The sequence below is a fragment of the Nocardioides turkmenicus genome (genome assembly GCF_011045035.1).
Lineage (GTDB): Bacteria > Actinomycetota > Actinomycetes > Propionibacteriales > Nocardioidaceae > Nocardioides > Nocardioides turkmenicus.
In genome coordinates this window covers 91700-117925 of sequence record NZ_JAALAA010000010.1, presented here as the reverse complement: position 1 = coordinate 117925, position 26226 = coordinate 91700, and the positions used below count along the sequence as shown (strand labels likewise).

Below are 26226 nucleotides of genomic sequence, written 5' to 3'. Positions count from 1 at the left end.
CGATGCCCAAGCGCGAGGACATCAAGTCCGTGCTCGTGATCGGCTCCGGCCCGATCGTCATCGGCCAGGCCTGCGAGTTCGACTACTCCGGCACCCAGGCCTGCCGCGTGCTGCGCGAGGAGGGGATCCGGGTCGTCCTGGTCAACTCCAACCCGGCCACCATCATGACCGACCCGGAGTTCGCCGACGCGACCTACGTCGAGCCGATCACCCCGGAGTTCGTCGAGAAGGTCATCGCCAAGGAGCGCCCCGACGCGCTGCTGGCGACCCTCGGCGGCCAGACCGCGCTCAACTGCGCGGTCGCGCTCGACGAGCGCGGGATCCTGGAGAAGTACGACGTCGAGCTGATCGGCGCGAGCATCGACGCGATCCAGCGCGGTGAGAACCGCGAGGAGTTCAAGAAGATCGTCGCCGAGCTCGGCGGCGAGAGCGCCAGGTCGGTGATCTGCCACTCGATCGACGATCTGCTCAAGGGCGCCGAGGAGCTCGGCTATCCGCTGGTCATCCGGCCGAGCTTCACCATGGGCGGCTCGGGCTCGGGCTTCGCGTTCGACGAGGCCGACCTGCGGCGTCTGGGCGGCGCCGGTCTCGCCGCCAGCCCGACCACCGAGGTGCTCTTGGAGGAGTCGATCCTCGGCTGGAAGGAGTACGAGCTCGAGGTCATGCGTGACCGCAAGGACAACTCGGTCATCGTCTGCTCCATCGAGAACCTCGACCCGATGGGCGTGCACACCGGCGACTCGATCACGGTCGCCCCGGCGATGACGCTGACCGACCGCGAGTACCAGAAGCTCCGCGACCTAGCGATCGGCATCATCCGCGCCGTCGGCGTGGACACCGGCGGCTGCAACATCCAGTACGCCGTCAACCCGGCCGACGGCCGGATCATCGTCATCGAGATGAACCCGCGCGTCTCCCGCTCGAGTGCGCTGGCCTCCAAGGCGACCGGCTACCCGATCGCCAAGATCGCCGCCAAGGTGGCGATCGGCTACACCCTCGACGAGATCGAGAACGACATCACCGCCGGCCCGAACGGATCGACCGCTGCGTCCTTCGAGCCGACCCTCGACTACGTCGTGGTCAAGGTCCCGCGGTTCGCGTTCGAGAAGTTCCCGGGCGCCGACACCACCCTGACCACCCACATGAAGAGCGTGGGCGAGGCGATGGCGATCGGCCGCAACTTCACCGAGGCGCTCCAGAAGGCCCTGCGGTCGCTGGAGAAGCCCGAGGCGGTCTTCGACTGGACCCAGGAGGTCGTCGAGCTCGACAAGCCCGCGCTGCTCGAGGAGATCAAGACCCCGACCGACGGCCGTCTGAAGCGGGTCATGGACGCGATCCGGGCCGGCGCGACGCCGGAGGAGATCTTCGAGTCGACCAAGATCGACCCCTGGTTCATCGACCAGCTCTTCCTGATCAACGAGATCGCCCAGGAGATCATCGCGGCGCCGGAGCTGACCGCCGACGTGCTTCGCTACGCCAAGCGCCACGGCTTCTCCGACTACCAGCTCGGCAAGATGCGTGGCATGACCGCGGACGTCGTCCGAGGCGTACGCCACGCGCTGAACATCCGGCCGGTCTACAAGACGGTCGACACCTGTGCGGCCGAGTTCGAGGCGCGTACGCCCTACCACTACTCCTCCTACGACGAGGAGACCGAGGTCGCGCCGCGCGAGAAGGAAGCGGTCATCATCCTCGGCTCCGGGCCCAACCGGATCGGGCAGGGGATCGAGTTCGACTACTCCTGCGTCCACGCCTCCCTCGCGCTGAGCGAGGCCGGCTACGAGACCGTCATGGTCAACTGCAACCCGGAGACGGTCTCGACCGACTACGACACCTCCGACCGGCTCTACTTCGAGCCGCTCACCCTGGAGGACGTGCTCGAGATCGTCCACGCCGAGCAGCTGGCCGGCCCGGTGGTCGGCGTCATCTGTCAGCTCGGCGGCCAGACCCCGCTGGGTCTCGCGCAGGCGCTGAAGGACAACGGCGTGCCGATCGTCGGCACCTCGCCGGAGGCCATCCACCTCGCCGAGGAGCGCGGTGCCTTCGGCCGGGTGCTCCACAAGGCCGGACTGGTCGCGCCGAAGCACGGCATGGCGACCACGTTCAACGAGGCCCGCGAGATCGCCGCCGAGATCGGCTACCCGGTCCTGGTGCGCCCCTCCTACGTCCTCGGCGGCCGCGGCATGCAGATCGTCTACGACGACGAGGCGCTGCGCTCCTACATCGAGGCGGCGACCGAGGTCACCCCGGACAAGCCGGTGATGGTCGACAAGTTCGTCGACGACGCGGTCGAGATCGACGTCGACGCCCTCTACGACGGCACCGAGCTGTTCCTGGGCGGCGTGATGGAGCACATCGAGGAGGCCGGGATCCACTCGGGCGACTCCTCGTGCGCGCTGCCGCCGATCACCCTCGGCGCCGCCGAGGTCGAGCGCATCCGCGCGGCCACCCTGGCGATCGCCGAAGGCGTGGGTGTACGCGGCCTGCTCAACATCCAGTACGCGCTCGGCTCCGACGTCCTCTACGTCATCGAGGCCAACCCGCGTGCCTCCCGCACCGTCCCGTTCGTCTCCAAGGCGACCGCGACGCCGTTGGCCAAGGCCGCGGCCCGGGTGATGCTCGGCGAGTCGATCGCGGAGCTGCGTACGGCCGGGGTGCTGCCGGCCACCGGCGACGGGGGAGCGCTGCCGCCGAACCAGCCGATCGCGGTCAAGGAAGCGGTCATGCCGTTCAACCGGTTCCGCACCCCCGACGGCCAGCAGGTCGACACGGTGCTCGGTCCGGAGATGAAGTCGACCGGCGAGGTGATGGGGCTCGACTCCGACTTCGGCCGGGCCTTCGCGAAGTCGCAGGCGGGGTCGTTCGGCCCGCTGCCGACCCAGGGCCGGATCTTCGTCTCGATGGCCAACCGCGACAAGCGCACCATGATCTTCCCGATCAAGGTGCTCGCCGACCACGGCTTCGAGATCTTCGCGACCGAGGGCACCGCCGAGGTGCTGCGCCGCAACGGCGTCGCCACCCGGCAGATGCGCAAGCACTCCGAGGGTGTCGGTCCCGACGGCGAGAAGACCACCGTGCAGCGGATCCTCGGTGGCGAGGTCGACCTGGTCATCAACACGCCCAACGGCACCTCCAACGCCAAGTCCGCCCGGATGGACGGCTACGAGATCCGCACCGCCGCGGTGATGGCCAACATCGCCTGCATCACCACGGTCCAGGGCCTCGGCGCCGCCGTGCAGGGCATCGAGGCGCTGCGGCGCGGCGAGATCGACGTACGCAGCCTGCAGGAGTGGCGCGACGTCGTCGGCCACCACGACGGCGGGGTGTCGGCCAAGTGAGGGCCTATCGCGCCTTGTTCGACAAGGTGCTGACGAAGACGGATCCGGAGCGGGCCCACCAGCAGGCGTTCGCCGCGATCCGGGCCGCCGGCCCGGCGCTGTCCAAGACGCGTACGCCAGGAGCCCCGGTCCACACGATGGGGCTCACCTTCCCGAACGTGATCGGCCTGGCCGCGGGCTTCGACAAGAACGCGGTCGGGATCGACGCCCTGGGCGGGCTCGGCTTCGGCCACGTCGAGATCGGCACGGTCACCGGCGAGGCCCAGCCGGGCAACCCGGCTCCGCGGCTGTTCCGGCTGCCCGCAGACCGCGCCGTGATCAACCGGATGGGCTTCAACAACGACGGTGCCGAGGCGGTCGCGGCGCGGCTGGCCAGCCGCCTGGAGCGGCGCGGCACCGCCACCGGCGGGCCGATCCTGGGCATCAACATCGGCAAGACCAAGGTGGTCCCCGAGGACGACCAGGCCGCGGTCGAGGCCGACTACGCCAAGTCGGCCCGGCTGCTGGCGCCCTACGCCGACTACCTGGTCGTCAACGTCTCCTCGCCCAACACGCCCGGACTGCGCACGCTGCAGTCGGTCGAGAAGCTGCAGCCGCTGCTGGAGCACGTCCGCTCGATCGCCGACCAGGTCACCAAGCACCGGGTCCCGCTGCTGGTCAAGATCGCTCCCGACCTGGCCGACTCCGACGTGGTCGAGGTCGCCGACCTGGCGAGCGCGATCGGGCTCGACGGGATCATCGCGACCAACACCACCATCGGCCGTGAACACCTGGCCTCGGCGCCCGCCGAGATCACGGCGGCCGGTGCCGGCGGCCTCTCGGGCGCCCCGCTCAAGGCGCGCGCGCTCGACGTCCTGCGGCTGCTCCGCAGCCGGGTCAGCCCCGAGATGACCCTCGTCGGCGTCGGCGGCATCGCCACCGTCGAGGACGCCCGCGAGCGCGTGGCGGCCGGGGCCGATCTGCTCCAGGGCTACACCGGGTTCATCTACGAGGGCCCGCTCTACGCCCGCCGGATCGCGAACGGAGTCCGCGCATGAGTTTCGGTGCTCGTTACACCTCCGCCCTCGCCGAGCGTGGGCGGCTCTGTGCCGGGATCGACCCGCACGCCTCGCTGCTCCTCGACTGGGGGCTCGACGACGACCTCGCCGGCCTGGAGAGGTTCGCGCTGACCGCGGTCGAGGGCCTGGCGCCGTACGTCCCGGTGGTGAAGCCGCAGAGCGCCTTCTACGAGCGCTTCGGCTCGCGCGGCGTCGCGGTCCTGGAGCGCGTCATCGCCGAGTCGAAGGCCGCCGGTGCGCTGGTGCTCCTCGACATCAAGCGCGGCGACATCGGCTCCACCAGCCAGGCGTACGCCGACGCCTACCTCGATCCGGCCAGCCCGCTGGGCTCCGACGCGGTGACGGTGAGCCCCTACCTCGGGTTCGGCTCGCTGACGCCCTTCGTCGAGACGGCGACCAAGTTCGACGCCGGGCTGTTCGTGCTCGCCCTGACCTCCAACAAGGAGGGCCCCGAGGTGCAGCACGCGACGGTGGAGGACGGCCGCAGCGTCGGGCGGGTCATGCTCGACCACCTACGACGGCTGAACGAGGCCGAGACGCCCCTGGGCTCGTTCGGAGCCGTCGTTGGCGCGACGATCGACGGCGCGGACGGTGCCGGCGTGGCGTACGACTTCGGGTTCAACGGCCCCATCCTGGCGCCGGGCTTCGGTGAGCAGGGCGGCACCCCGGGCGACCTCGCCCGGATCTTCGGCCCCGCCAACCCCCACGTCGTCGCCAGCACCAGCCGCGGGCTGCTCCGGAAGGGGCCCGACGTGGCCGCGCTGCGCGACGAGGCGCTGCGGCTGCGGGACGAGCTCGGCTGAGGATGTGGGTGACCCACATCGCTGGCACACTGGCCCGATGACCAGTCTCCGGATGGCCGCCCACCTCCTCGTACTCCCGATCCTCGCCACGACCCTGAGCTCGTGCGGTGACCCGATCGAGGGCTACTGCGAGTCCCTGAAGGGCCACCAGGAGGAGCTGACGCGGACGCTGGGGGAGGGCGGCACCGGCGGGCTGATCGCCGCGCTGCCCGTGTTCGAGGACCTCGAGAGCAACGCCCCCGACGACATCGAGAAGGACTGGGCGACGATCACGGGGGCGGTCTCGGGGCTCAGCACTGCCCTGGAGGACGCCGGGGTCTCCGCCGACGACTACGAGAACGGGAAGCCGCCCGAGGGTGTCAGCGACGCCGAGGCGAAGAAGATCGCCGACGCGGCCACGAAGGTGAGCAGCACGAAGACGCAGGAGGCGTCCGTACGCGTCCAGCAGCACGCACGGGACGTCTGTCACACATCGCTGACGCTGTGAACCGGATGGACACCAGATAGGCGACCCCGATTGCCGCCCTGGCAACGTAATGGCTAGATTGGCGCGAGCGCTTGCTTTCAGCGCTCGGCCGGGGGGCACGATCCCTGTACCGCGCGACCCGGTTGCCCTGTTGACTACACATTTGATCGTGAAAGGGAGTCTTCGTGGCTCTGCCTCCGGACATCACCCCTGAACAGCGCGCTGCCGCGCTCGCCAAAGCCGCGGCCTCGCGCCAGGAGCGGGCTGCTGTCAAGAACAAGGTCCGCACTGGCGGCATGTCCGTCATCGAGGTCATCGAGGAGGGGAAGAAGAACGAGGTCGTCGGCAAGATGAAGGTCATCGACCTGCTCACCTCCCACCCTGGCCTCGGTGAGGTGCGGGCAACCCAGATGATGGAGCGTCTCGGCATCGCGATGAGCCGACGTGTGCAGGGCCTCGGCCCCAAGCAGGTCGCCGCGTTGGTCGAGGAGTTCGCTCGCCGATGAGTCTGATGACGGACGAGAAGGCCCCGACCGGCGCCGGCGAGAGCCAGGAGAAGCGACTGGTGGTCCTGGCCGGCCCGACCGCGGTCGGCAAGGGCACCGTCTCCGCGGCGGTCCGCGACGACCACCCCGAGGTCTTCTTGTCCGTCTCGGCGACGACCCGGAAGCCTCGCGAGGGCGAGGTCCACGGGGTGCACTACCTCTTCGTCTCCGACGAGGAGTTCGACGCGATGATCGCCGGCGGCGAGCTGCTGGAGTGGGCGACCGTCCACAACATGGCCCGCTACGGCACCCCGCGCCGCCCCGTCGTGGAGGCGCTGGCCGAGGGCCGCCCGGCGATGCTCGAGATCGACCTGCAGGGCGCCCGGCTGGTGCGCGAGACCATGCCCGAGGCCATCTTCGTGTTCCTCGCTCCGCCGAGCTGGGAGGAGCTCGTACGCCGCCTGGTCGGTCGTGGCACCGAGACCGAGGCCGAGCGGGAGCGACGCCTCGAGACGGCGCGGGTCGAGCTGGCGGCGGAGAAGGAGTTCGACGTCACCATCGTGAACCACGAAGTTCATCAGGCAGCCGATGAGTTGGTAACCTTGATGACGCTCGGGCTCCCGAGCAAGAAATCCGACCAAGCCGACAAGTGAGGCTCACGTGGCTGCCCCTCAGATCGACGCCCAGGGCGTGACCAACCCCTCGATCGACGACCTGCTGACGAAGACCGACAGCAAGTACAAGCTGGTTCTCTACAGCGCCCAGCGGGCTCGCCAGATCAACGCCTACTACTCCCAGCTCGGCGAGGGCCTGCTGGAGTACGTCGGCCCGCTCGTCGACACCCACGTTCAGGAGAAGCCCCTCTCGATCGCGCTGCGCGAGATCAACGAGGACCTGCTGACCTGCGAGGACATCGACCCGGCCGAGCTGGCCGCCCAGGCTGCCGCTGCTCAGGCCGCTGCCGCCGAGGCGCCCGCCGCCGACGCCTGATCTAGGCACTTCGCTGTCCACCAACAGCACCACCCCGGCCGCCGCTCACGACGAGCGGCGGCCGAAAGTGGTCTTGGGGGTCGCCGGCGGCATCGCCGCCTACAAGGCGGCCGAGCTGCTGCGCCGGTTCACCGAGTCCGGCCATGACGTGACCGTGGTCCCCACGGCCTCCGCCCTCGAGTTCGTCGGCGCCCCCACCTGGGCGGCGCTGTCGGGCAAGGAGATCGCCACCGGCGTCTTCGAGAACATCACCGAGGTCCCGCACGTACGCATCGGGCAGCAGGCCGACCTCGTCGTGGTCGCCCCGGCGACCGCCAACACGCTCGCGCGGGCGGCCCACGGCCTCGCGGACGATCTGCTCAGCAACGTGCTGCTCACCGCACGCTGCCCGGTCGTGTTCGCCCCGGCGATGCACACCGAGATGTGGGAGCACCCGGCCACGCAGGCCAACGTGGCCACGCTGCGCGAGCGGGGCAACATCGTCATCGAGCCCGCCGAGGGCCGGCTGACCGGCAAGGACACCGGCAAGGGCCGCCTGCCCGAGCCGAGCGAGATCTTCGAGCTGTGCCGTGCGGTGCTCGCCCACGGCGCCCGTGCGGACCTGACCGGTCGTCACGTCGTCGTCTCGGCCGGTGGCACCCGGGAGTTCCTGGACCCGGTCCGCTACCTCGGCAACCGCTCCTCGGGGCTCCAGGGCTACGCGATCGCCCGTGCGGCGGCCGCCCGCGGCGCCGAGGTCACCCTGGTCGCCGCCAACGTGACCCTGCCCGACCCGGCCGGCCTCAAGGTCGTACGTGTCGGCACCACCGCCGAGCTGCGCGACGCCGTGGTCTCCGCGGCCGTCGGCGCGGACGCGATCGTGATGGCGGCGGCCCCGGCCGACTTCCGTCCGACCGGGGTGAGCGAGGCCAAGATCAAGAAGGCCTCCGACGGGTCTGCGCCGACGATCGAGCTGATGCAGAACCCCGACATCCTGGCCGAGATCTCCCACAACCGGACCAAGCCCGGTCAGGTCGTGGTGGGCTTCGCGGCCGAGACCGGCGACGACACCGGGTCGGTGCTCGAGCTGGCCGCCGCCAAGCTGAAGCGGAAGGGCTGCGACCTGCTCGTAGTCAACGACGTCAGCGGCGGCGCGGTCTTCGGCAGCGAGGTCAACAAGGCAGTGATCCTGGATGCCGACGGAGGCCACGTCGACGTGCAGGAAGGGGCGAAGTCCGCCCTCGCCGAGGTGATCTGGGACCAGATCGCCTTACGCCTGGATGAACAACGCACGAACTGACGACACGCCACGCGCCACGATGAGGACCAGCGCAGCAGTCCTGGGATTCGGGGTCTATGTTTGTCGACCAGAACGATTGACGATTCACCACCTGAACACCCACACGAACCTGTGAAACGGAGCTACACGTGACCGGACGTCTCTTCACGTCGGAGTCGGTGACCGAGGGGCACCCGGACAAGATCGCCGACCAGATCAGCGACACCGTGCTCGACTACCTGCTCGAGCACGACCCCAAGAGCCGGGTTGCCGTCGAGACCCTGCTCACCACCGGCCTGGTCGTGGTCGCGGGCGAGGTGACCACCGACGCCTACGCGCCGGTCGCCCAGCTCGTGCGCCAGAAGATCCTCGACATCGGCTACGACTCGTCCCTCAAGGGCTTCGACGGCCACTCCTGCGGTGTCCAGGTCGCCATCGGCGCCCAGAGCCAGGACATCGCCCAGGGCGTCGACACCGCCGAGGAGCACCGCCTCAACTCCTCGGTCGACGAGCTCGACCTGCAGGGTGCCGGTGACCAGGGCCTGATGTTCGGCTACGCGTGCGACGACACCCCGGAGCTGTTCCCGCTGCCCATCAAGATGGCGCAGACGCTGGCCGAGAAGCTCACCGCGGTCCGCAAGGACGGCACGCTCGACTACCTCCGCCCTGACGGCAAGACCCAGGTCACCATCGAGTACGACGACGAGAACAAGGCCGTCCGCGTCGACACCGTCGTCCTCTCGACGCAGCACTCCGAGGACACGAGCCAGGAGCAGCTGCACGCCGACATCAAGAAGTACGTCATCGAGCCGGTGCTCGAGCAGTTCAAGTCGTCGGTCCCGTTCGACGGCTACAAGCTCCACATCAACCCGACCGGCCGCTTCGTCGTCGGTGGCCCGATGGGGGACGCCGGCCTGACCGGTCGCAAGATCATCGTCGACACCTACGGCGGCATGGCCCGCCACGGCGGCGGCGCCTTCTCCGGCAAGGACCCGTCGAAGGTCGACCGGTCGGCTGCGTACGCGATGCGCTGGGTGGCCAAGAACATCGTCGCCGCGGGCCTGGCCCGTCGCGCCGAGGTCCAGGTCGCCTACGCCATCGGCAAGGCCCAGCCGGTCGGTGTCTTCGTGGAGACCTTCGGCACCCACACGGTGCCCGAGGCCAACATCCAGAAGGCCGTCCTCGAGGTCTTCGACCTCCGCCCCGCCGCGATCCTGCGCGACCTCGACCTGCTCCGTCCGATCTACGCCAAGACCGCTGCCTACGGTCACTTCGGCCGCGAGCTTCCTGAGTTCACCTGGGAGCGCACCGACCGCGCCGAGGCGCTGAAGGCTGCTGCCGGCGCCTGATCCACAGCACCGCCTGCTGCCGAGTCGGCCCGTCTTGACGGGCCGACTCGGCATGCTTTTGGTCAAGACGGGCCGACTCGGCATTTCGTCGGTGGCTGCTGGTAGTAATGGCCCTTGTGAGCCGGGGACCGCAGGAGGCAGCCGGGGCAGCCGAGCTGGAGCTGCCCGGGCTGGTTCGCGACCGGGTCAAGGAGGGCCGCGCCAAGGCCGCGGCGACGCGAGCGCGCAAGGCCGCCGAAGCGGAGACCGCCGAGGTGGACCCGGTCGCCAAGGTCCTGGTCGACCTGCCGATGGCCCATCTGGACCGGCCGTTCGACTACGCGGTTCCGGCCTCGATGGCCGAGGAGGCGCGGCCGGGCGTGCGGGTCAAGGTGCGGTTCGGGCCCAAGGACGTGGACGGGTTCGTCGTGGCGCGCGCGGAGGCCTCCGAGCACACGAAGCTGCAGCCGCTCAAACGGGTCGTCAGCCCCGAGGTGGTGCTCACGCCTCAGGTGGCGGCGCTGAGCGAGGCGGTCGCCCGGCGCTACGCGGGTCCCCGGGCCGACGTGCTCCGACTCGCCGTCCCGCCCCGGCACGCCTCGACCGAGAAGGACCCGTCAGCGGCGGCCCCGGCACCTCGCACGTTCGACCCCGCCGCCGCGACCGCGGCCTGGGCCGGCCACGAGCCCGCGGCCGCGTTCCTGCGACACCTGGCTACCGGGGGTTCCCCGCGCGCCGTCTGGCACGCCGCGGCCGGCACGGACCATGCCGACCTGATCGCCCACGCCACCGCCGCGACGATGGCCTCCGGACGTGGCGCGCTGGTCGTCGTGCCTGACTGGAAGGACCTCGCCCGCCTCGACACCGCGATGACCAAGGTGCTCGGCGAGGGCCAGCATGCCGTGCTGGCCGCCGACGCCGGCCCGGCGCCGCGCTACCGAGAGTTCCTGCGGGTCGCCCGGGGCGCGGTGAAGGTGGCGATCGGCACCCGCGCCGCCGCCTTCGCGCCCGTACGCGACCTCGGGCTCGTCGTCGTCTGGGACGACGGCGACGACCTGCTGGCCGAGCAGCGCTCGCCCTATCCGCACGCCCGCGACGTACTCCTGCTGCGGGCCGAGCAGGAGCAGGCGGCCGCGCTGGTCGGTGGCTTCGCCCGGACCGTCGAGGCCGGGTTCCTCGCCGAGACCGGCTGGGCTCAGGAGATCCGGCCCACCCGCGCACTGGCGCGCGAGCGGGTGAGCGTCGAGGTCACCGGCGACACCGACTTCGACCTCGAGAAGGACCCGCTCACCCGGGCCTCCCGCGTGCCCCGCGAGGCCCACGAGGCGATCCGGGCCGCGTTGGCCACCGGACCGGTCCTGCTGCAGACCCCGCGCCGCGGCTACGCGGCCTCGTTGGCCTGCGACCGATGCCGTACGCCGGCCAGGTGCTCTGCCTGCCAGGGGCCGCTGCAGCTCGGCGGACCGGCCGCGCCGCCGACGTGTGCCTGGTGCGGCCATGTCGAGGCGGCGTGGGCGTGCGGAGCCTGCGGTGGCTTCGGCCTGCGGGCGCCGATCATCGGCGAGGCCCGCACGGCCGAGGAGATGGGACGCTCGTTCCCGGGGGTGCGGGTGATCACCTCCTCGGCGGGGGCGGTCAAGCAGACGGTGCCCGGCACACCGGCGATCGTCGTCGCGACGATCGGCGCCGAGCCCGTCGCCGACGGCGGCTACGCGGCCGTGCTGCTGCTCGACACCTGGCTGCTGCTGGGGCGGCCGGACCTGCGTACGGACGAGGAGGCGCTGCGCCGCTGGAGCAACGCCTCCGGGCTCGTGCGGCCCGGTGGACGGGTCCTGGTCGTCGGCGACCCGGCGCTGCCGGTGCTGCAGGCGCTGGTGCGGTGGGACCAGCCCGGGTTCGCGCAGCGGGAGGCGTCGGCGCGGCAGGAGGCCCACCTTCCGCCGGCCTCGCGGATGGCCACGATCACCGCCACGCCCGGTGCGCTCGACGACGCGCTCACGCTGCTCGCCCTGCCGCCGGGTGCGGAGGTCCTGGGGCCCGTCCCCGCCGAGCCGACCTCCACCGGCGAGCCACGCCTGCGGGCGGTCGTACGCGTCCCCAGATCTCTCGGAGGCAAGCTCACCGAGGCGCTCGGGGAGCTCCAGCGGGTGCGGTCGGCGCGCAAGCTCGACCCGGTGCGCGTCCAGGTGGATCCGCCGACGCTCTGACCACGGCTCAGCCCACGTATTGTGGACCCGACACGCTCGACCACCTAGGAGAACAGTGGCAGTCCAGCCCATCCGACTCTTCGGCGACCCCGTGCTGCGCAAGCCAGCCATCGAGGTCGTCGACTTCGACAAGGAGCTGCGCAAGCTCGTTGCCGACCTGACCGACACCATGCTCGAGGCGCCCGGCGCCGGACTGGCCGCTCCGCAGATCGGCGTGAGCCTGCGGGTCTTCACCTGGTACGTCGACGGCCAGGTCGGTCACCTGGTCAACCCCGACCTCACCCTGTCGGAGGAGACGCAGGACGGGGGAGAGGGCTGCCTGTCGCTGCCCGACATCACCTTCGACTGCCGCCGGGCCATGTCGGTCGTTGCGAAGGGCTTCGACATGCACGGCGAGCCGGTCACGATCGAGGGCTCCGAGCTGCTCGCCCGCGCCATCCAGCACGAGACCGACCACCTCGACGGCATCCTGTTCATCGACCGGCTCGACGAGGCCGCCCGCAAGGCGGCGATGAAGGAGATCCGGGAGTCGGAGTGGTTCGGCCTGGAGAAGCCGACCGTGAAGATCTCGCCGCACGCGACGAACGGGTTCGGTTTCTGATGAGGGTCGTCTTCGCCGGTACGCCCGAGGTCGCCGTACCCTCCCTGGACGCGATCGCCGCCTCCCGCCACGAGCTCGTCGGCGTGGTCACCCGGCCCGACGCCGCCCAGGGCCGCAGCAAGCGCCTGGTGCCCTCTCCGGTGGCCCAGCTGGCCGAGGAGCTCGGGGTGCCGGTGCTCAAGCCGGAGCACCCCCGCGAGCCCGAGTTCCAGGCCGCGCTGAAGGCGCTGGAGCCCGACTGCTGCCCGGTCGTCGCCTATGGCGCGATGCTGCCGCAGTCGGCGCTGGACATCCCGCCCCACGGCTGGGTCAACCTGCACTTCTCGCTCCTGCCCGCCTACCGCGGCGCCGCTCCGGTGCAGCGTGCGGTCTGGGCCGGCGAGGAGATCTCCGGCGCGACCACCTTCCGGATCGTGAAGGCGATGGACGCGGGCCCGGTGTTCGGCACGATGACCCAGGCGCTGGCACCCGACGAGACCTCGGGGTCGCTCTTCGAGAAGCTCACCGCTGGTGGCGCGGGCCTGCTGGTATCCACGCTCGACGGGATCGAGGACGGCACCCTGGAGGCTCGTGAGCAGCCCACCGACGGCGTCTCCTACGCCGACAAGATCACCGTCAACGACGCTCGGATCGACTGGACGCAGAACGCGGTGGCCATAGACCGGCAGGTCCGCGCCTGCACCCCGGCGCCCGGAGCCTGGACCCTCCTCGACGGCGAGCGGTTCAAGGTCGGCCCGGTCACCGTGACCGAGGACACCGCGCCCCCGGGAGAGCTCGTCGTCCGCAAGAACGAGGTGCTCGTCGGCACCGGCACCACCGCCGTACGCCTGGGCCGGGTGAAGGCCTTCGGCAAGAAGGAGATGCCGGCGGCCGACTGGGCCCGCGGCGTACGTCTGGAGTCCGGTGTCGCCTTCGAATAGGAGGCGCCCCGGCCGGAGGCCCCAAGGACCGCGGCGACCGGGCGAGCGGGGCGGCACCCGGCCCGCCGACCCGGCTCGGCTGGCGGCGTTCGAGGTGCTCAAGGCGGTGCGGGTCGACGAGGCGTACGCGAACCTCGTGCTGCCGCACGTCCTCGGCCGCCTCGGTCTGGAGGGTCGCGACGCGGCCTTCGCCACCGAGCTCGCCTCGGGGACGCTGCGACAGCAGGGGACGTACGACGCGGTGCTGGCCGCCTGCATCGACCGGCCGCTGGCCAAGGTCGAGGCGAAGGTGCTCGACGTGCTTCGGCTCGGGGCACACCAGGTGCTCTCCATGCGGGTCCCCGACCACGCCGCGATCTCGACCAGCGTCGACCTGACCCGCGCGAAGGTGGGCCAGGGCCCGGCGGGCTTCGTGAACGCCGTCTTGCGCAAGGTCACCCGCAAGTCCCTGGACGAGTGGGTCGCCGAGGTCGCGCCGTCGCGGGAGCAGGACCATGACGGCTGGGCGACGGTCGCCTTCAGCCATCCGCGCTGGGTCGTCGAGCGGCTCGCCGAGGCCGTCGGCCGTGACCAGGTCGACGCGCTGCTCGAGGCCGACAACGTGCCGCCGTCGGTCACCCTCGTGGCCCGTCCCGGGCGTGCGACCGTCGATGAGCTCGGCGGCACGCCGACGTCCTACTCGCCGTACGGCGTCACCCTCGATGCCGGCTCCCCGGCGGCGATCGCCGCCGTCGCCGAGGGACGTGCGGGCGTGCAGGACGAGGGCTCGCAGCTCGTCGCCATCGCTCTGGCCGAGGCCGCCGTCGAGCGCGACGGCGACCGGGCAGAGTCCTGGCTCGACCTGTGCGCCGGCCCGGGCGGGAAGTCGGCGCTGCTGGCTGCCCTGGCAGCGCACCAGGGCGCCGCACTTGTCGCCAACGAGCGCCAGCCCCACCGCGCCGGGCTCGTCCTCGCCAACCTGACCGACCGGTCGGCCGGATCGCCGGTCGACGGAGTCTCGGGGGTCGTCGCGGGCGACGGCGCCAAGCCGCCGTTCAAGGACGCCACCTTCGACCGGATCCTCGTCGACGCCCCGTGCACCGGCCTCGGTGCGCTGCGGCGCCGGCCGGAGGCCCGGTGGCGGCGAGCCACGGCAGACCTCGACGTACTCGTCGGCCTCCAACGGTCTCTCCTTGACCGGGCCATCGACCTGACCCGGCCGGGAGGTGTGGTGCTCTACGCGACCTGCTCACCGGTCCTCGCCGAGACGAGGGACGTGGTGCAGGCCGTGCTCGCGGATCGCTCCGACGTCCGCCTCGAGCCCATCGTCGCCACCGCTGGCAAGGTCCCGGACAGCGCCGGACCGATCGAGGGCACCGTTCAGCTGTGGCCGCACCGTCACGGCACCGATGCGATGTTCCTGGCGCTGCTGCGCCGCACACCCGCGTAAGGCAGTCAGTCGAGGATATGCCGCAGGTAGCGGCGTGGGTCGTCGAGATAGCTGCGCCAGTGGCGGACGAGCTCGAGGTCCTCCCAGGTCGTCTCGCGCAGACCCCAGTCGCCGACCTCGATGATGGTGGCGCCGGGCATCGCGGCGAGCACGGGTGAGTGGGTGGCGCAGAGCACCTGCCCGCCGTCGCGGACGACCCCGTCGAGGGTGGAGATCAGCCCCATCGTGGACATGAACGACAGCGCCGCCTCGGGTTCGTCGAGGCAGTAGAAGCCGGGGGAGTCGAAGCGCTGGCGCAGCACCGCGAGGAACGACTCGCCGTGGCTCATCTCGTGGAACGCGGGCTCGCCCGCGGGCGGGCCGCCGAGATCCTCCATGTAGGTGTACCAGCCGTGCATCGTCTCCGCGCGGAGGAAGAACCCCCAGCGACCGGCGCCCAGGCCGCGCTGGAGGCGCAGGGCGCTGCCCAACGGAGACTCCGACGCCCGTGTCGAGTGCCTGGTGTTGCGCGACCCGCCTTCCGGATTGAGCCCGTACGCCATCGCGACCGCCTCCACGATCGTCGACTTCCCCGAGCCGTTCTCCCCGACCAGGAACGTGACGCCGTCGGCGAGATCCAGCCCCTTCTCCACGACCTGCGCGACGGCAGGGATCGTCATCGGCCACTCGCCCGGCACCAGCCGCTCCCGCTCGGGGCCCGCCTCGACGCGTACGACGGGAGGCTGGTCGAAGTCCATGCCCCGAATATAGAGAGCGGCACGTCGATCGCCGAGTCATCGCAGGATCCGTGGCCTACGCTGGCGACCATGGCCAAGGCATCGCCGTCGGTGGAGATCACTCTGCCGGATTCTGGGGCAGACAACCGCGTCGTCAGGATCTCCAACCCCGATCGCGTCTACTTCCCCGAGACCGGTGCGACGAAGCTCGACGTGGCGCAGTACTACCTCGCTGTCGGCCCTGGGATCGTCAACGCGCTGTGGGAGCGGCCGTGCATGCTGCACCGGTTCCCCAAGGGGCTGGCGGGGCCGAAGGTGCACCAGAAACGGCTGCCGCAGGGGGCTCCCGACTGGGTCGAGACCGTACGCCTCTACTTCCCGCGCTGGGGACGCACGGCCGACGAGCTCTGCGTGACCGAGCTCGGCGCGGTGATCTGGGCGGTCCAGATGTCGACGGTCGAGTTCCATCCGTGGAACAGCCGCCGCGAGGACACCGAGAAGCCCGACGAGTGGCGCATCGACCTCGATCCCGGCCCCGAGTGCCCGTTCTCGACGGTGCAGACCGTCGCCGGCGTGGTCCGCGAGCTGCTCGACGAGCTCGGCGCGGTCGGCTACCCGAAGACGAGCGGCGGCTCGGGGATGCACGTCTACGTGCGGATCCCCGCGGAGCACGGCTTCCAGGACGTACGCCGCGCCGCGCACGCCTTCGCCCGCGAGGTCGAGCGCCGGGCACCGAAGCTGGTCACCACCGCGTGGTGGCGCAAGGACCGCGACCCCGCGCAGCTCTTCGTCGACTTCAACCAGAACACCCGCGACCACACGATCGCGTGCGCCTACTCGATCCGGGGCGTCGCCGACGGCCGGGTCTCCACCCCGATCACCTGGGAGGAGGCCAAGGACGTCGACCCACGCGACTTCACGATGCGTACCGTGCCGGCTCGGTTCGCGGAGATCGGCGACCTGCACGCCGACATCGACGACCATCCGTTCTCGATCGAGCCGCTGCTGGAGTGGGCCGAGCGCGACGAGCGCGACGGCGCCGAGACGCCTCCCGACGAGGAGTGAGCGTCACCAGACCTTGAGCCGCTCGCCCAGCGTGCGGGCGAGCTCCTTGGAATAGGTGGCGGTGAGGTGGTGGCCGTCGCGGTGGGTGATGGTGTCACCGACGACGGTGGTGCAGATGCCGACGCTGTCACAGAACATGTCGTCGAGGTCGAGGGTCTCGACGCGAGCCGACTTCGCCGCCTGGATCTGCAGATCGGCGCCGTCCTGCTGGGTCGCCAGCGGCTTGTAGGTGCACGGCGAGAGCGTCTTGTTGCTGCTCAGGCACGTGGCCGGGTCGAACTCGAGCGCAGGTACGTCGCGCAGCCACACGGTGCGCTTCGCCGCGGGCTTCACCTGGGCAAGCAGCCGCTGGTAGCCGCGATAGACCGCCCGGCGTACGTCCTCGCGGTCGGTGTGACGGCCCGAGGAGTCGTGGTAGGCGGCGCTGATCGGACGCGAGGCGATCAGCAGCAGGTCGGGCTGGAGCTTCTTGACCGAGGAGAGCATGAAGTCGTGGAAGTCGTCGCACGAGGTCATCGGCTCGGTGCTGTCGATCTTGTCGGGCGTGACCAGCGAGACGGTGCACTGCGGCATCGCCAGCATGTAGGCGCGGTAGCCGGAGTGCTCGGCGATCTCCTCGACCGCGGGCGTCCAGTGGCGGGCGTGGGAGTCGCCGATGACGACGATCGTCTTCTCGGCATCGGCGTCACCGCGCGGGCACAGCTTGCGTACGTTGGTGGAGTAGTAGTTGCACGCGCCGACCGTCTCCACGTCGTCCGAGAGGTTGGTGAGTCCCGGCTTGAGGTTGGTGGGGATGGCCTGGTTCTTGCGGGCGGCGAGCACCGACGCCTTCAGCAGGGCCGGGAGCGGGTCGGGCTGCACCTTGGCGGCGGGCGGTGCGTCGCTCGAGGCCGGCCGGTCGGGCTGTTTCGACTGCTCCGCCGAGCCGGAGGAGTCGGCCTCGGCGAGCGTGATGGCCGGCTGGTAGTCGTCGCGGGCGGCGCCGGTGGCGTAGGAGTTGGCCCCGAAGCAGGTCACCGCGACCAGGGTGATGCTCAGCGGGTAGAGCGCGACCGGGCCGAGCGTTCCGGCCCTGGCGAGGACCGGGCGACGCCACAGCACACCGCGCCGGAACGGCTCCTCGACGTAGCGGTAGGAGAGTCCCGCCAGGACGAACGCCAGCGCCACCAGGAGCACCTGCTCCCACCAGCGCAGCTCGCGGCCCAGCTGCAGCTCGGCGAGGACCAGCACCGGGAAGTGCCACAGGTAGAGCGAGTAGGACCAGTTGCCGATCACCTGCAGCGGCGGCACCGACAGCAGCCGGCCGACCACCGTCGGCCCGTGCCACAGGGTGCCGGCCACGATGATGAAGACGCTGCCGAGCACCGGCACGAGCGCCGGGGTGCCGGGGAACGGGGTCGCGTCGTTGAACTGCAGGCACGCGCACACGATGAAGAACATCCCGAATGCGGAGAGCACCTGCGCCCGCCAGCGCGCGGTGGCGTCCTGCGGCCCGTCGTCACGGAACGCGATCGCCGCGATCGCACCCAGGCCGAGCTCCCAGGCCCGGGTGAACGGCGAGAAGTAGGCCGCCTCCGGGCTGGTGCGGGTCAGCACCGCCGAGGCCAGCAGCGAGGCCACGATGCCCACGCCCAGCGCGATCACCAGCACGCGCCTGCGGCGGCGCTGGTCGGGCTCGGCGTTCTCGCTGCGTCGCCTCAACGCCCACAGGCAGCCGAGGATCACCAGCGGCCAGACCAGGTAGAACTGCTCCTCCACCGCGAGCGACCAGAAGTGCTGCAACGGTGACGGTGGCAGGGCTGCCGAGAAGTAGTCGGTCTCCAGCGAGGCGAACCGGAAGTTGGCGGCGAAGGCCGCCGACCAGAGCGCGTCGAGGGCGATCTCGCGGGTGCGTACGAAACCGAGGAAGACGGCCGCGTAGACGACCGTCGCCAGCAGGACGAGGGTGGCCGCGGGCAGGATCCGGCGGGCCCGGCGCGCGTAGAAGCCGAGCAGGCTGACCCGGCCCTCGGTGCGTACCTGGCGCATCAGCTGCTGGGTGATCAGGAAGCCCGAGATCGCGAAGAAGACGTCGACGCCGACAAAACCACCGGTCAGCGAGCCGAATCCGACATGGAGCGCGACGACGGCGAGCACCGCGATCGCACGCAGGCCCTGGATGTCGGGGCGGTGCCGAGACGAGGTCGAGCTCCCGGTCGTCGGGCCTGTCGAGCTCACGGGCAGCCCACCTCCCTCAGCCAAGCGCATCCGTCACATTCGTCGCGACGATAACTCCCGTAACCTGCCGATCCTGGTAGACGCGCCTAGCACGCTAGTCGAGATCGAGGTCGTCGCCGGCGGTCACAGGGCCCGGAATCCGGGGAAGTGGGGGAGGAGTGCCACCGAAGGCAGGGCACAGCGACTTGTGGGCGCACCAGCTGCACAGCCGCCCCGGGTTCGGCTGCCAGTCGCCGGTCTCCTGGGCGGTGCGGATGGCGCGCCAGATCGCCTCGGCCTTGCGCTCGGTCGCGAGCAGGTCGGCCTCGTCGGGCACGTAGCGCAGGATGTCGCCGGAGCCGAGGTAGATCAGCTGCAGCATCGCGGGCACCACGCCGCGGGTGCGCCAGATCACCAGGGCGTAGAACTTGAGCTGGAACAGGGCCTTCGCCTCGTAGGCCTCGCTCGGGATCCGCGAGGTCTTGTAGTCCACCACCCGGATCCGGCCGTCGGCGGCGACGTCGACCCGGTCGATGAAGCCCCGCAGGAGCAGCTTGGAGTCGAGCAGGGCCTCGACGTAGTGCTCGCGCTCGGCGGGCTCCAGGCGACGCGGGTCCTCCAGGTCGAAGTAGCGGCGCAGCACCTGGCGGCACGACTCCAGCCAGTCGGCCTCCGCCTCGCCGGCGTCGGTGGTGAACAGCGTCGCCAGGGCCGGGTCGAGGCTGCGTACGTCTTCCCAGGCCTGCTCCACCATCGACCTCGCCTGCCTCGGAGTGCGCTCGGGGGCGGGCAGGTCGAAGAGGTCCTCGAGCACCTTGTGCACCACCGTCCCGCGGGCGGCCGACTCCGACGGCGGCTCGGGGAGCTGGTCGATGGTGCGGAACCGGAAGAGCAGCGGGCAGGCGGTGAAGTCGCTGGCACGGCTGGGCGAGAGCGACCCCAGCACGTCGACGCCGTCGACAGGTGTCGACCGCGCGTCGGCTGGTGAGGTGCTCATGGGACCGACACTATGCGCAGGCACCGACATCCGAGCCTTGCCCGGCGCTTGCGTCGGGCAAGGCTCGGATGTCGAGCGAGCGCAACGGCTGAGCTTGCGAAGCCGTGAAGCGGGTCGAGACCAAGGGCACCCACGTCATGGCAACCGCCGCTCAAGTACCCTCGGAACGTGGCAGACCCTGACCCACGCCCCGGCGGCGACAAGCCGGCCGAAGAGGCGGCGCCGACCTCCCGAGCCCCGGGCACGATCAAGGTCGGCTCCATCGCAGGCAGCGATGTCCTGGTGACGCCGTCCTGGTTCCTCATCGCGGCCCTGATCGCCTGGTGGATGGGTGAGCCGATCGATGCCGTGGAGCCGGGCCTGGGCTGGCTGAAGTACGTCGCCGGCTTCGTGTTCGCGATCGTGCTCTACGGTGCGGTGCTGCTGCACGAGGCGGCCCACGCCATCGTCGCCAAGCGCCTGGGCTATCCGGTGGGCGTGATCATGCTCCACTTCCTCGGCGGCGCGACCGCCGTGGAGAAGGAGGCGAAGCGGCCTCGCGACGAGTTCTGGATCGCCGTCGTCGGGCCACTGGTCTCGCTTGCCGTCGGCGCCGCCGCCTACGGGGCCACCTTCGTCACCCCCGGCGGGCTCATCGGGTTGCTCGTCATGGCTCTGTGCGCCACCAATCTCTTCGTCGGCGTGCTCAACCTCGTCCCCGGCCTGCCCCTCGACGGCGGCCGGCTGCTCAAAGCGGGCGTCTGGGCCGGCACCGGCAACCCCAACCGCGGCAGCATCGTCGCCGGTTGGGCGGGCCGGGTGCTCGCCGTCATCGTGCTGCTGTGGCCGTTCGTCCTGGGCCAGGTCCTCGGCGGCCGGCCGGATCTCACGGACTACGTCCTCGCCGTGATCATCGGCGTGTTCCTCTGGAGCGGCGCGTCCGCGGCGATCATGTCCGGGAAGGTACGCCTCCGGCTCCCGCTCCTCGTCGCCCGAGACCTCGCACGCCGCACCCTCGCCGTGCCTGCCGACCTCCCCCTGGCCGAGGCCGTACGCCGTGCCCAGGAGGCCGAGGCAGGCAGCATCGTCACCGTGACCAGCGGCGGTGAGCCGATCGGTCTCGTGCACGAGACCGCGCTGCTGGCGACACCGGAGGACCGCCGCCCGTGGATGGCGACCTCGACGGTCACCCGCCGGCTCGAGGAGGGTCTCACGCTTCCCGCCGACATCGACGGGGAGGCCCTGATCCAGGCGATCTCGAAGAAGCCGGCGCCCGAATACCTCCTGGTCGAGCCCGACGGCTCGATCTTCGGCGTGCTGGTCACCTCCGACGTGGACGCCGCGTTCCGCGCAGGAGCCTGAGCCCGAGCCTGGGCCCGGCCGCGTCGTGGTTTGCCGGGTTGGCAGGGGAAACGGGTAGCCTCGGCGGGTGTCAAGCGCTGAGATCCCAGACATTCCGGCCGAGGCCCGGGCAGGTGTGCACCGCGGGCCGCTTCGTGAGGGCGAGTGGGTGCGGCTGACCGACACCAAAGGTCGCCGCCACAACTTCGAGCTCGTCGCGGGCAAGCGCTTCTTCTCCAACAAGGGCCACATCGACCACGACGAGCTGATCGGCCGCGAGGAGGGCTTCACCGTCACCGCCTCGACCGGAGGCGAATACCTGGTCTTCCGCCCGCTGCTGAGCGAGTTCGTCGTCTCCATGCCGCGGGGGGCCGCCGTGGTCTACCCCAAGGACGCCGCCCAGATCGTCGCCATGGCCGACATCTTCCCGGGTGCCTCCGTGGTCGAGGCCGGGGTCGGCTCCGGTGCCCTGACCTGCTCGCTGCTGCGCGCGGTCGGCCCCTTCGGCAAGGTGACCTCCTTCGAGCGCCGCGAGGAGTTCGCCGAGGTCGCCCGCAAGAACGTCGACCAGTTCTTCGGCACCCCGGCAGGGGAGTCCCACCCCAACTGGTCCCTCAACCTCGGCGACCTCCAGGAGGAGCTCCCACGTCAGCAGATCCGGTGCGACCGGCTGATCCTCGACATGCTCGCCCCGTGGGAGTGCATCGACGCGGCAGCCGACGCGCTCTACCCGGGCGGCATGGTCTGTGCCTACGTCGCGACCACCACCCAGCTGTCCCGCTTCGTCGAGACCGTACGCGCCCACGGCGGTTTCACCGAGCCGCAGGCGTGGGAGTCGCTGGTTCGCGACTGGCACGTCGAGGGGCTTGCGGTCCGGCCGGGCCACAAGATGATCGGCCACACCGCCTTCCTGGTCACGGCCCGGCGGCTGGCACCGGGCGAGCGCGCGCCTCGCAAGACGCGGCGACCTGCTCCCGGGGCGTACGGACCTGACTACACGGGGCCGCGGCCGGCCGACATGCCTGAGCCTGCCGACCCTGCGAGGGACGAGCAGGGTGGCAACGCGAAGGGGTCGAGCGAGCGCAGCGGGTGAGCTTGCGAACCCGCGAAGCGGGTCGAGACACCATCCGCCGCTGAGGATCGACCGGCCCCGAGCGGAAGTCCGGCGATATGTGCCGTGCCACGGGTCGACACGAACCGGTCGAAGTCGACCGAATAGTGTCCAACACCGATAAATCCTTCTCCGCTCCTACCCCTCCGCCTTGTAGGGTCGAAGGAGTAGAGGAGGTGTGCTGATGTCGACATCCGATGGATTCCATTCCGAGGGGCGCAGCCCCGAGGAGCTCGAGAGTCATGTCCGTTTCCTCGAAGCTGAGGTGACCGACCTGCGGCACAGACTGGCCGAGATGCCCGGATCTTCGCGTGGCCTGGAGGCGCGGCTCGCAGACGCGCAGCGCTCCCTGGCCGCGGTGACGTCGCAGAACGAGCGACTCACCGTCACGCTTCGGGATGCCCGAGACCAGATCATCAAGCTCAAGGAGGAGGTCGACCGGCTGGCCCAGCCGCCGGCAGGCTTCGGCACCTTCATCGGGCGCAACGAGGACGACTCGATCGATGTCTTCACCGGCGGGCGCAAGCTCCGGGTGACCGCATCGCCCAACGTCGACCTGGACGAGCTTCGTTATGGCCAGGAGGTCATGCTCAACGAGGCGCTCAACGTCGTGGCCGCGATGGAGTTCGAGAAGGTCGGCGAGGTGGTGATGTTCAAGGAGCTGCTCGCCGACGGCGAGCGCGCCCTGGTGATCGCCAACGCCGACGAGGAACGGGTCGTGCGGCTCGCCGAGCCGCTCCTGCACGACGCCATCCGTGCCGGCGACTCGCTGCTTCTCGAACCCCGTTCGGGATATGTCTACGAGAAGGTCCCCAAGTCCGAGGTCGAGGAGCTCGTCCTGGAGGAGGTGCCCGACATCTCCTACGAGTCGATCGGTGGCCTCAGTGGCCAGATCGAGCAGATCCAGGACGCGGTCGAGCTGCCCTACCTCTACCCGGAGCTCTTCATCGAGCACCAGCTCAAGCCGCCGAAGGGCGTGCTGCTCTACGGGCCTCCGGGGTGCGGGAAGACCCTGATCGCGAAGGCCGTCGCCAACTCGCTGGCGAAGAAGGTCGCCGCGAAGACGGGAGCGGACGGCAAGTCCTACTTCCTCAACATCAAGGGCCCGGAGCTCCTCAACAAGTACGTCGGTGAGACCGAGCGCCACATCCGCCTGGTCTTCCAGCGTGCTCGTGAGAAGGCCGCGGCCGGCACCCCGGTGATCGTCTTCTTCGACGAGATGGACTCGCTGTTCCGTACGCGTGGCACCGGTGTCTCCTCCGACGTGGAGAACACCATCGTCCCGCAGCTCCTCTCGGAGATCGACGGCGTCGAGGCGCTGGAGAACGTGCTGGTCATCGGTGCCTCCAACCGCGAGGACATGATCGACCCGGCGATCCTGCGCCCGGGGCGTCTGGACGTGAAGATCAAGATCGAGCGTCCCGACGCCGAGGGTGCCCGTGACATCTTCTCGAAGTACCTCGTCCCCGACCTGCCGCTGCACCCGACCGATGTGGCCGAGTTCAACGGCGACAAGCAGGCCACCGTCGACGAGCTCATCCGCACCACGGTGGAGCGGATGTACACCGAGTCCGAGGAGAACCGCTTCCTGGAGGTCACCTACGCCAACGGTGACAAGGAGATCCTCTACTTCAAAGACTTCAACTCCGGCGCGATGATCCAGAACATCGTCGACCGGGCCAAGAAGATGGCCATCAAGTCCTTCCTGGACTCCGGTGAGGACAACGCCCAGAAGGGCCTGCGGGTGCAGCACCTGCTCCAGGCCTGCGTGGACGAGTTCAAGGAGAACGAGGACCTGCCCAACACCACCAACCCCGACGACTGGGCCCGCATCTCCGGCAAGAAGGGCGAGCGGATCGTCTTCATCCGCACGCTCATCACCGGCAAGCAGGGCACCGAGCCCGGCCGTTCGATCGAGCAGGTGTCGAACACGGGCCAGTACCTGTAAGCACATTGCTCGATGATCCGCCCGTGACCTGGAGTTCTGGGTCACGGGCGGATTGTCGTTGTCGTGGCGGGGATCCTGGGTGTTGTGGCGACCATCGCGCCCGGATTGGACCGTAGCCACGGGCGGCGACCTGCCTGGAGACGGGCGTTGGTACAGTGCCTTGGCAAGCGCTTTCCAACGAGGGGATGATCTGGTGACCCTACCCAAGAGCGATCGTCGGCCGATGGCTGCGACCGGGCTGACCCGCTCCGACTGGGAGGCGTACGCCGACCGGCTCCTGGACGCATGTAGGCCCTATGCGAGTGCGTCGTATGCGCGGATCGCGCTACCTGGCGAGGCGTCCTGGTCGGGTGCGGACAGCGACGCGCTGGAGGGCTTCGCCCGGTCGTTCCTGCTCGCCGCGATCCGCATCGCAGGCTCCCGGGGTCAAGCCGAAGGGCTCGTGGATCGGTATGCGGGCGGACTCGCGGCGGGGTCTGACCCACGGCATCCAGATGCCTGGCCTCGAGCCGACGGCGCCATCGGCCAGCCGGTGGTGGAGGCCGCGTCGATCGCGATCGGGCTGCATCTGACCCGCCCGTGGCTGTGGGACCGGCTCGATGAGCCCACCCGAGGGCATCTGGTCGACTGGTTCGGTGCTGTCGTAGGCAGGGACATCCCCGACAACAACTGGGTGCTCTTCAAGTCGATCGTGGGGGAGTTCCTCGCGTCGGTCGGCGGTCCGCACTCGCCGGACGAGATCGTCGCCGGCCTGCGCCGGATCGAGGACTGGCACCTCGGCGGTGGTTGGTACACGGACGGCGACGGGCGTCACATCGACCACTACAACGGCTGGGCCCTGCACTTCTACCCCCACCTGTGGGCCGACCTGGCCGCGGGCGGGCCGCGCGCGGCGCTGGCCGAGGAGGTGTCGGAGCGTTGCCGCGCGAGATTGCGGGCCTTCCTGGCCGACTACGTACATCTGATCGGCGGGGACGGGGCGCCCCTGCACCAAGGGCGCTCCCTCATCTACCGGATGGCCTCGGCGGCGCCGTTGTGGATGGGAGCTCTCTATGAGGCCACGCCTCTTCCGCCCGGGCTCACGCGTCGCGCGGCGAACGGGATCCTGCACTCGTTCATGGACCGCGGGGTCCCGGACGAGAGTGGGCTGTTGAGCTTGGGCTGGCTGCACCCGCACCGGGGGACCGTGCAGCGTTACTCCGGCCCTGCCTCGCCGCTCTGGGCCAGCAAGGGCTTCCTCGGCCTGCTGCTGTCGGCCGACCATCCGGTCTGGACCGAACCCGAGCTGCCGCTGCCGGTCGAGCAGGGCGACATGGCCCACGAGATCCGGCCGGCTGGTTGGCTGGTCCAGGGGACCGCGGCGGACGGGATCGTCCGCGTGCACAACCACGGCTCCGACGGGATCAGGGACAGCGAGGTCACCGACGACCCGCACTACGCCCGGCTCGCGTACTCCACCTCGGTGGTCCCGCGTACGTCCGGACTTCCGGACAACCATGTCGGTGTGACGCTTCCCGATGGCGTGATGACCGGCCGCGGCCGGATCCACCCGTTGACCTCGAGCTCCTCCTGGCACGAGCCCGCTCCCGAGGTCCACATCCTGAGCAGCGTGCACGTGCGGGGCCGCTTCGAGGTCCGCGTGCACCGGATCAGGGCACCGCGCGGCTGGATCGTGACCGAGACCGGATACAACCTCTCGGGCGCGGCGGCCGGGAGCGCCGAGAGCGGTCGCCACTGGACGGCGTACGTCGACCGGCGCGGCTGGTCCACGGCGATCTCGCCGCTGCACGGCTGGGCCGATGCCGAGGCGGGCGTCGACCTCGACGACGACTGCGACGCGCTGGGCGGCCGCTCCGGTGTCCCGTTCCTTCGTGGGGTGACGTCGGGAGGGGAATCAGTCTTCGTGACGTGCGTGGTGCTCAGCGGTGAGCCGCTGGATCCCGACGCTCCGCTGCCGGTGGAGCTCGACCCGGATCAGTTCATTTCTTGA

At 70.4% G+C, this 26226-nt stretch carries 21 protein-coding genes; 18 read left to right on the top strand and 3 right to left on the bottom strand.

The window, feature by feature from the left end:
* The first annotated feature begins 2 nt into the window (after positions 1-2).
* The 13 genes from carB (at position 3) to G5C66_RS13605 (ending at position 14883) form a co-directional block, all read left to right on the top strand.
* Positions 3-3338 (top strand): carbamoyl-phosphate synthase large subunit, encoded by a 3336-nt coding sequence (gene carB / locus G5C66_RS13665; RefSeq protein WP_165111512.1) that lies wholly within the window; start codon positions 3-5, stop codon positions 3336-3338.
* Positions 3335-4375, top strand: a complete 1041-nt coding sequence (locus tag G5C66_RS13660) for a quinone-dependent dihydroorotate dehydrogenase (protein ID WP_165111511.1) — start codon at positions 3335-3337, stop codon at positions 4373-4375. The genes carB and G5C66_RS13660 overlap by 4 nt, the downstream gene beginning before the upstream one ends.
* Positions 4372-5199 carry an orotidine-5'-phosphate decarboxylase gene (gene pyrF / locus G5C66_RS13655; protein ID WP_165111510.1) on the top strand — a complete coding sequence of 276 codons (828 nt, stop codon included), beginning with the start codon at positions 4372-4374 and terminating at the stop codon, positions 5197-5199. The genes G5C66_RS13660 and pyrF overlap by 4 nt, the downstream gene beginning before the upstream one ends.
* A 37-nt stretch (positions 5200-5236) precedes the next feature.
* Entirely contained in the window at positions 5237-5686 is a 450-nt protein-coding gene (locus tag G5C66_RS13650) for a hypothetical protein (RefSeq protein WP_165111509.1), read from the top strand.
* A 164-nt stretch (positions 5687-5850) separates the two neighbouring features.
* On the top strand, positions 5851-6171 hold the full coding sequence (mihF, locus tag G5C66_RS13645) for an integration host factor, actinobacterial type (RefSeq protein ID WP_008356752.1): 321 nt from the start codon (positions 5851-5853) through the stop codon (positions 6169-6171).
* A complete protein-coding gene (gene gmk, locus G5C66_RS13640; RefSeq protein WP_241248496.1) occupies positions 6168-6803 on the top strand; it encodes a guanylate kinase in 636 nt (211 codons plus the stop codon). Before mihF ends, gmk begins: the two co-directional genes overlap by 4 nt.
* 7 nt (positions 6804-6810) lie before the next feature.
* Positions 6811-7140: a DNA-directed RNA polymerase subunit omega gene (gene rpoZ, locus G5C66_RS13635; RefSeq protein ID WP_183550534.1), complete on the top strand. Its 330-nt coding sequence runs from the start codon at positions 6811-6813 to the stop codon at positions 7138-7140.
* A gap of 67 nt (positions 7141-7207) precedes the next feature.
* Positions 7208-8419: a bifunctional phosphopantothenoylcysteine decarboxylase/phosphopantothenate--cysteine ligase CoaBC gene (coaBC, locus tag G5C66_RS13630; protein ID WP_338144168.1), complete on the top strand. Its 1212-nt coding sequence runs from the start codon at positions 7208-7210 to the stop codon at positions 8417-8419.
* A gap of 128 nt (positions 8420-8547) precedes the next feature.
* Positions 8548-9747 (top strand): methionine adenosyltransferase, encoded by a 1200-nt coding sequence (gene metK / locus G5C66_RS13625; protein WP_165111508.1) that lies wholly within the window; start codon positions 8548-8550, stop codon positions 9745-9747.
* A gap of 116 nt (positions 9748-9863) precedes the next feature.
* On the top strand, positions 9864-11933 hold the full coding sequence (locus G5C66_RS13620; protein WP_338144167.1) for a primosomal protein N': 2070 nt from the start codon (positions 9864-9866) through the stop codon (positions 11931-11933).
* A gap of 55 nt (positions 11934-11988) precedes the next feature.
* Positions 11989-12534 carry a peptide deformylase gene (gene def, locus G5C66_RS13615; RefSeq protein WP_165111506.1) on the top strand — a complete coding sequence of 182 codons (546 nt, stop codon included), beginning with the start codon at positions 11989-11991 and terminating at the stop codon, positions 12532-12534.
* Positions 12534-13454 (top strand): methionyl-tRNA formyltransferase, encoded by a 921-nt coding sequence (gene fmt, locus G5C66_RS13610; protein ID WP_165111505.1) that lies wholly within the window; start codon positions 12534-12536, stop codon positions 13452-13454. The genes def and fmt overlap by 1 nt, the downstream gene beginning before the upstream one ends.
* Positions 13438-14883, top strand: coding sequence for a transcription antitermination factor NusB (locus G5C66_RS13605; RefSeq protein WP_165111504.1), 1446 nt, complete (start codon positions 13438-13440; stop codon positions 14881-14883). Before fmt ends, G5C66_RS13605 begins: the two co-directional genes overlap by 17 nt.
* 5 nt (positions 14884-14888) lie before the next feature.
* Here G5C66_RS13605 and G5C66_RS13600 read toward each other — a convergent pair whose 3' ends face one another.
* A complete protein-coding gene (locus G5C66_RS13600; RefSeq protein WP_165111503.1) occupies positions 14889-15620 on the bottom strand; it encodes an AAA family ATPase in 732 nt (243 codons plus the stop codon).
* Positions 15621-15689: 69 nt separating this feature from the next.
* Between G5C66_RS13600 and ligD the strand changes: the two genes are divergently transcribed.
* Entirely contained in the window at positions 15690-16664 is a 975-nt protein-coding gene (ligD, locus tag G5C66_RS13595) for a non-homologous end-joining DNA ligase (protein ID WP_165111502.1), read from the top strand.
* Between the two features lie 3 nt (positions 16665-16667).
* Here ligD and G5C66_RS13590 read toward each other — a convergent pair whose 3' ends face one another.
* A complete protein-coding gene (locus G5C66_RS13590; RefSeq protein ID WP_165111501.1) occupies positions 16668-18881 on the bottom strand; it encodes an acyltransferase family protein in 2214 nt (737 codons plus the stop codon).
* Between the two features lie 94 nt (positions 18882-18975).
* A complete protein-coding gene (locus tag G5C66_RS13585) occupies positions 18976-19857 on the bottom strand; it encodes a RecB family exonuclease (protein ID WP_165111500.1) in 882 nt (293 codons plus the stop codon).
* Between the two features lie 168 nt (positions 19858-20025).
* Here G5C66_RS13585 and G5C66_RS13580 point away from each other — a divergent pair, with 168 nt between their 5' ends.
* The 4 genes from G5C66_RS13580 to G5C66_RS13565 all read left to right on the top strand — a co-directional run bounded on the left by G5C66_RS13580 (position 20026) and on the right by G5C66_RS13565 (position 26226).
* A complete protein-coding gene (locus tag G5C66_RS13580; protein WP_165111499.1) occupies positions 20026-21198 on the top strand; it encodes a site-2 protease family protein in 1173 nt (390 codons plus the stop codon).
* A gap of 67 nt (positions 21199-21265) precedes the next feature.
* The gene (locus tag G5C66_RS13575; RefSeq protein WP_420901741.1) at positions 21266-22270 is read left to right on the top strand and encodes a tRNA (adenine-N1)-methyltransferase; all 1005 of its coding nucleotides are present in this window, start codon (positions 21266-21268) and stop codon (positions 22268-22270) included.
* A gap of 202 nt (positions 22271-22472) precedes the next feature.
* A complete protein-coding gene (arc, locus tag G5C66_RS13570) occupies positions 22473-24236 on the top strand; it encodes a proteasome ATPase (protein WP_165111498.1) in 1764 nt (587 codons plus the stop codon).
* A gap of 223 nt (positions 24237-24459) precedes the next feature.
* Positions 24460-26226: a DUF2264 domain-containing protein gene (locus G5C66_RS13565; RefSeq protein ID WP_206444081.1), complete on the top strand. Its 1767-nt coding sequence runs from the start codon at positions 24460-24462 to the stop codon at positions 26224-26226.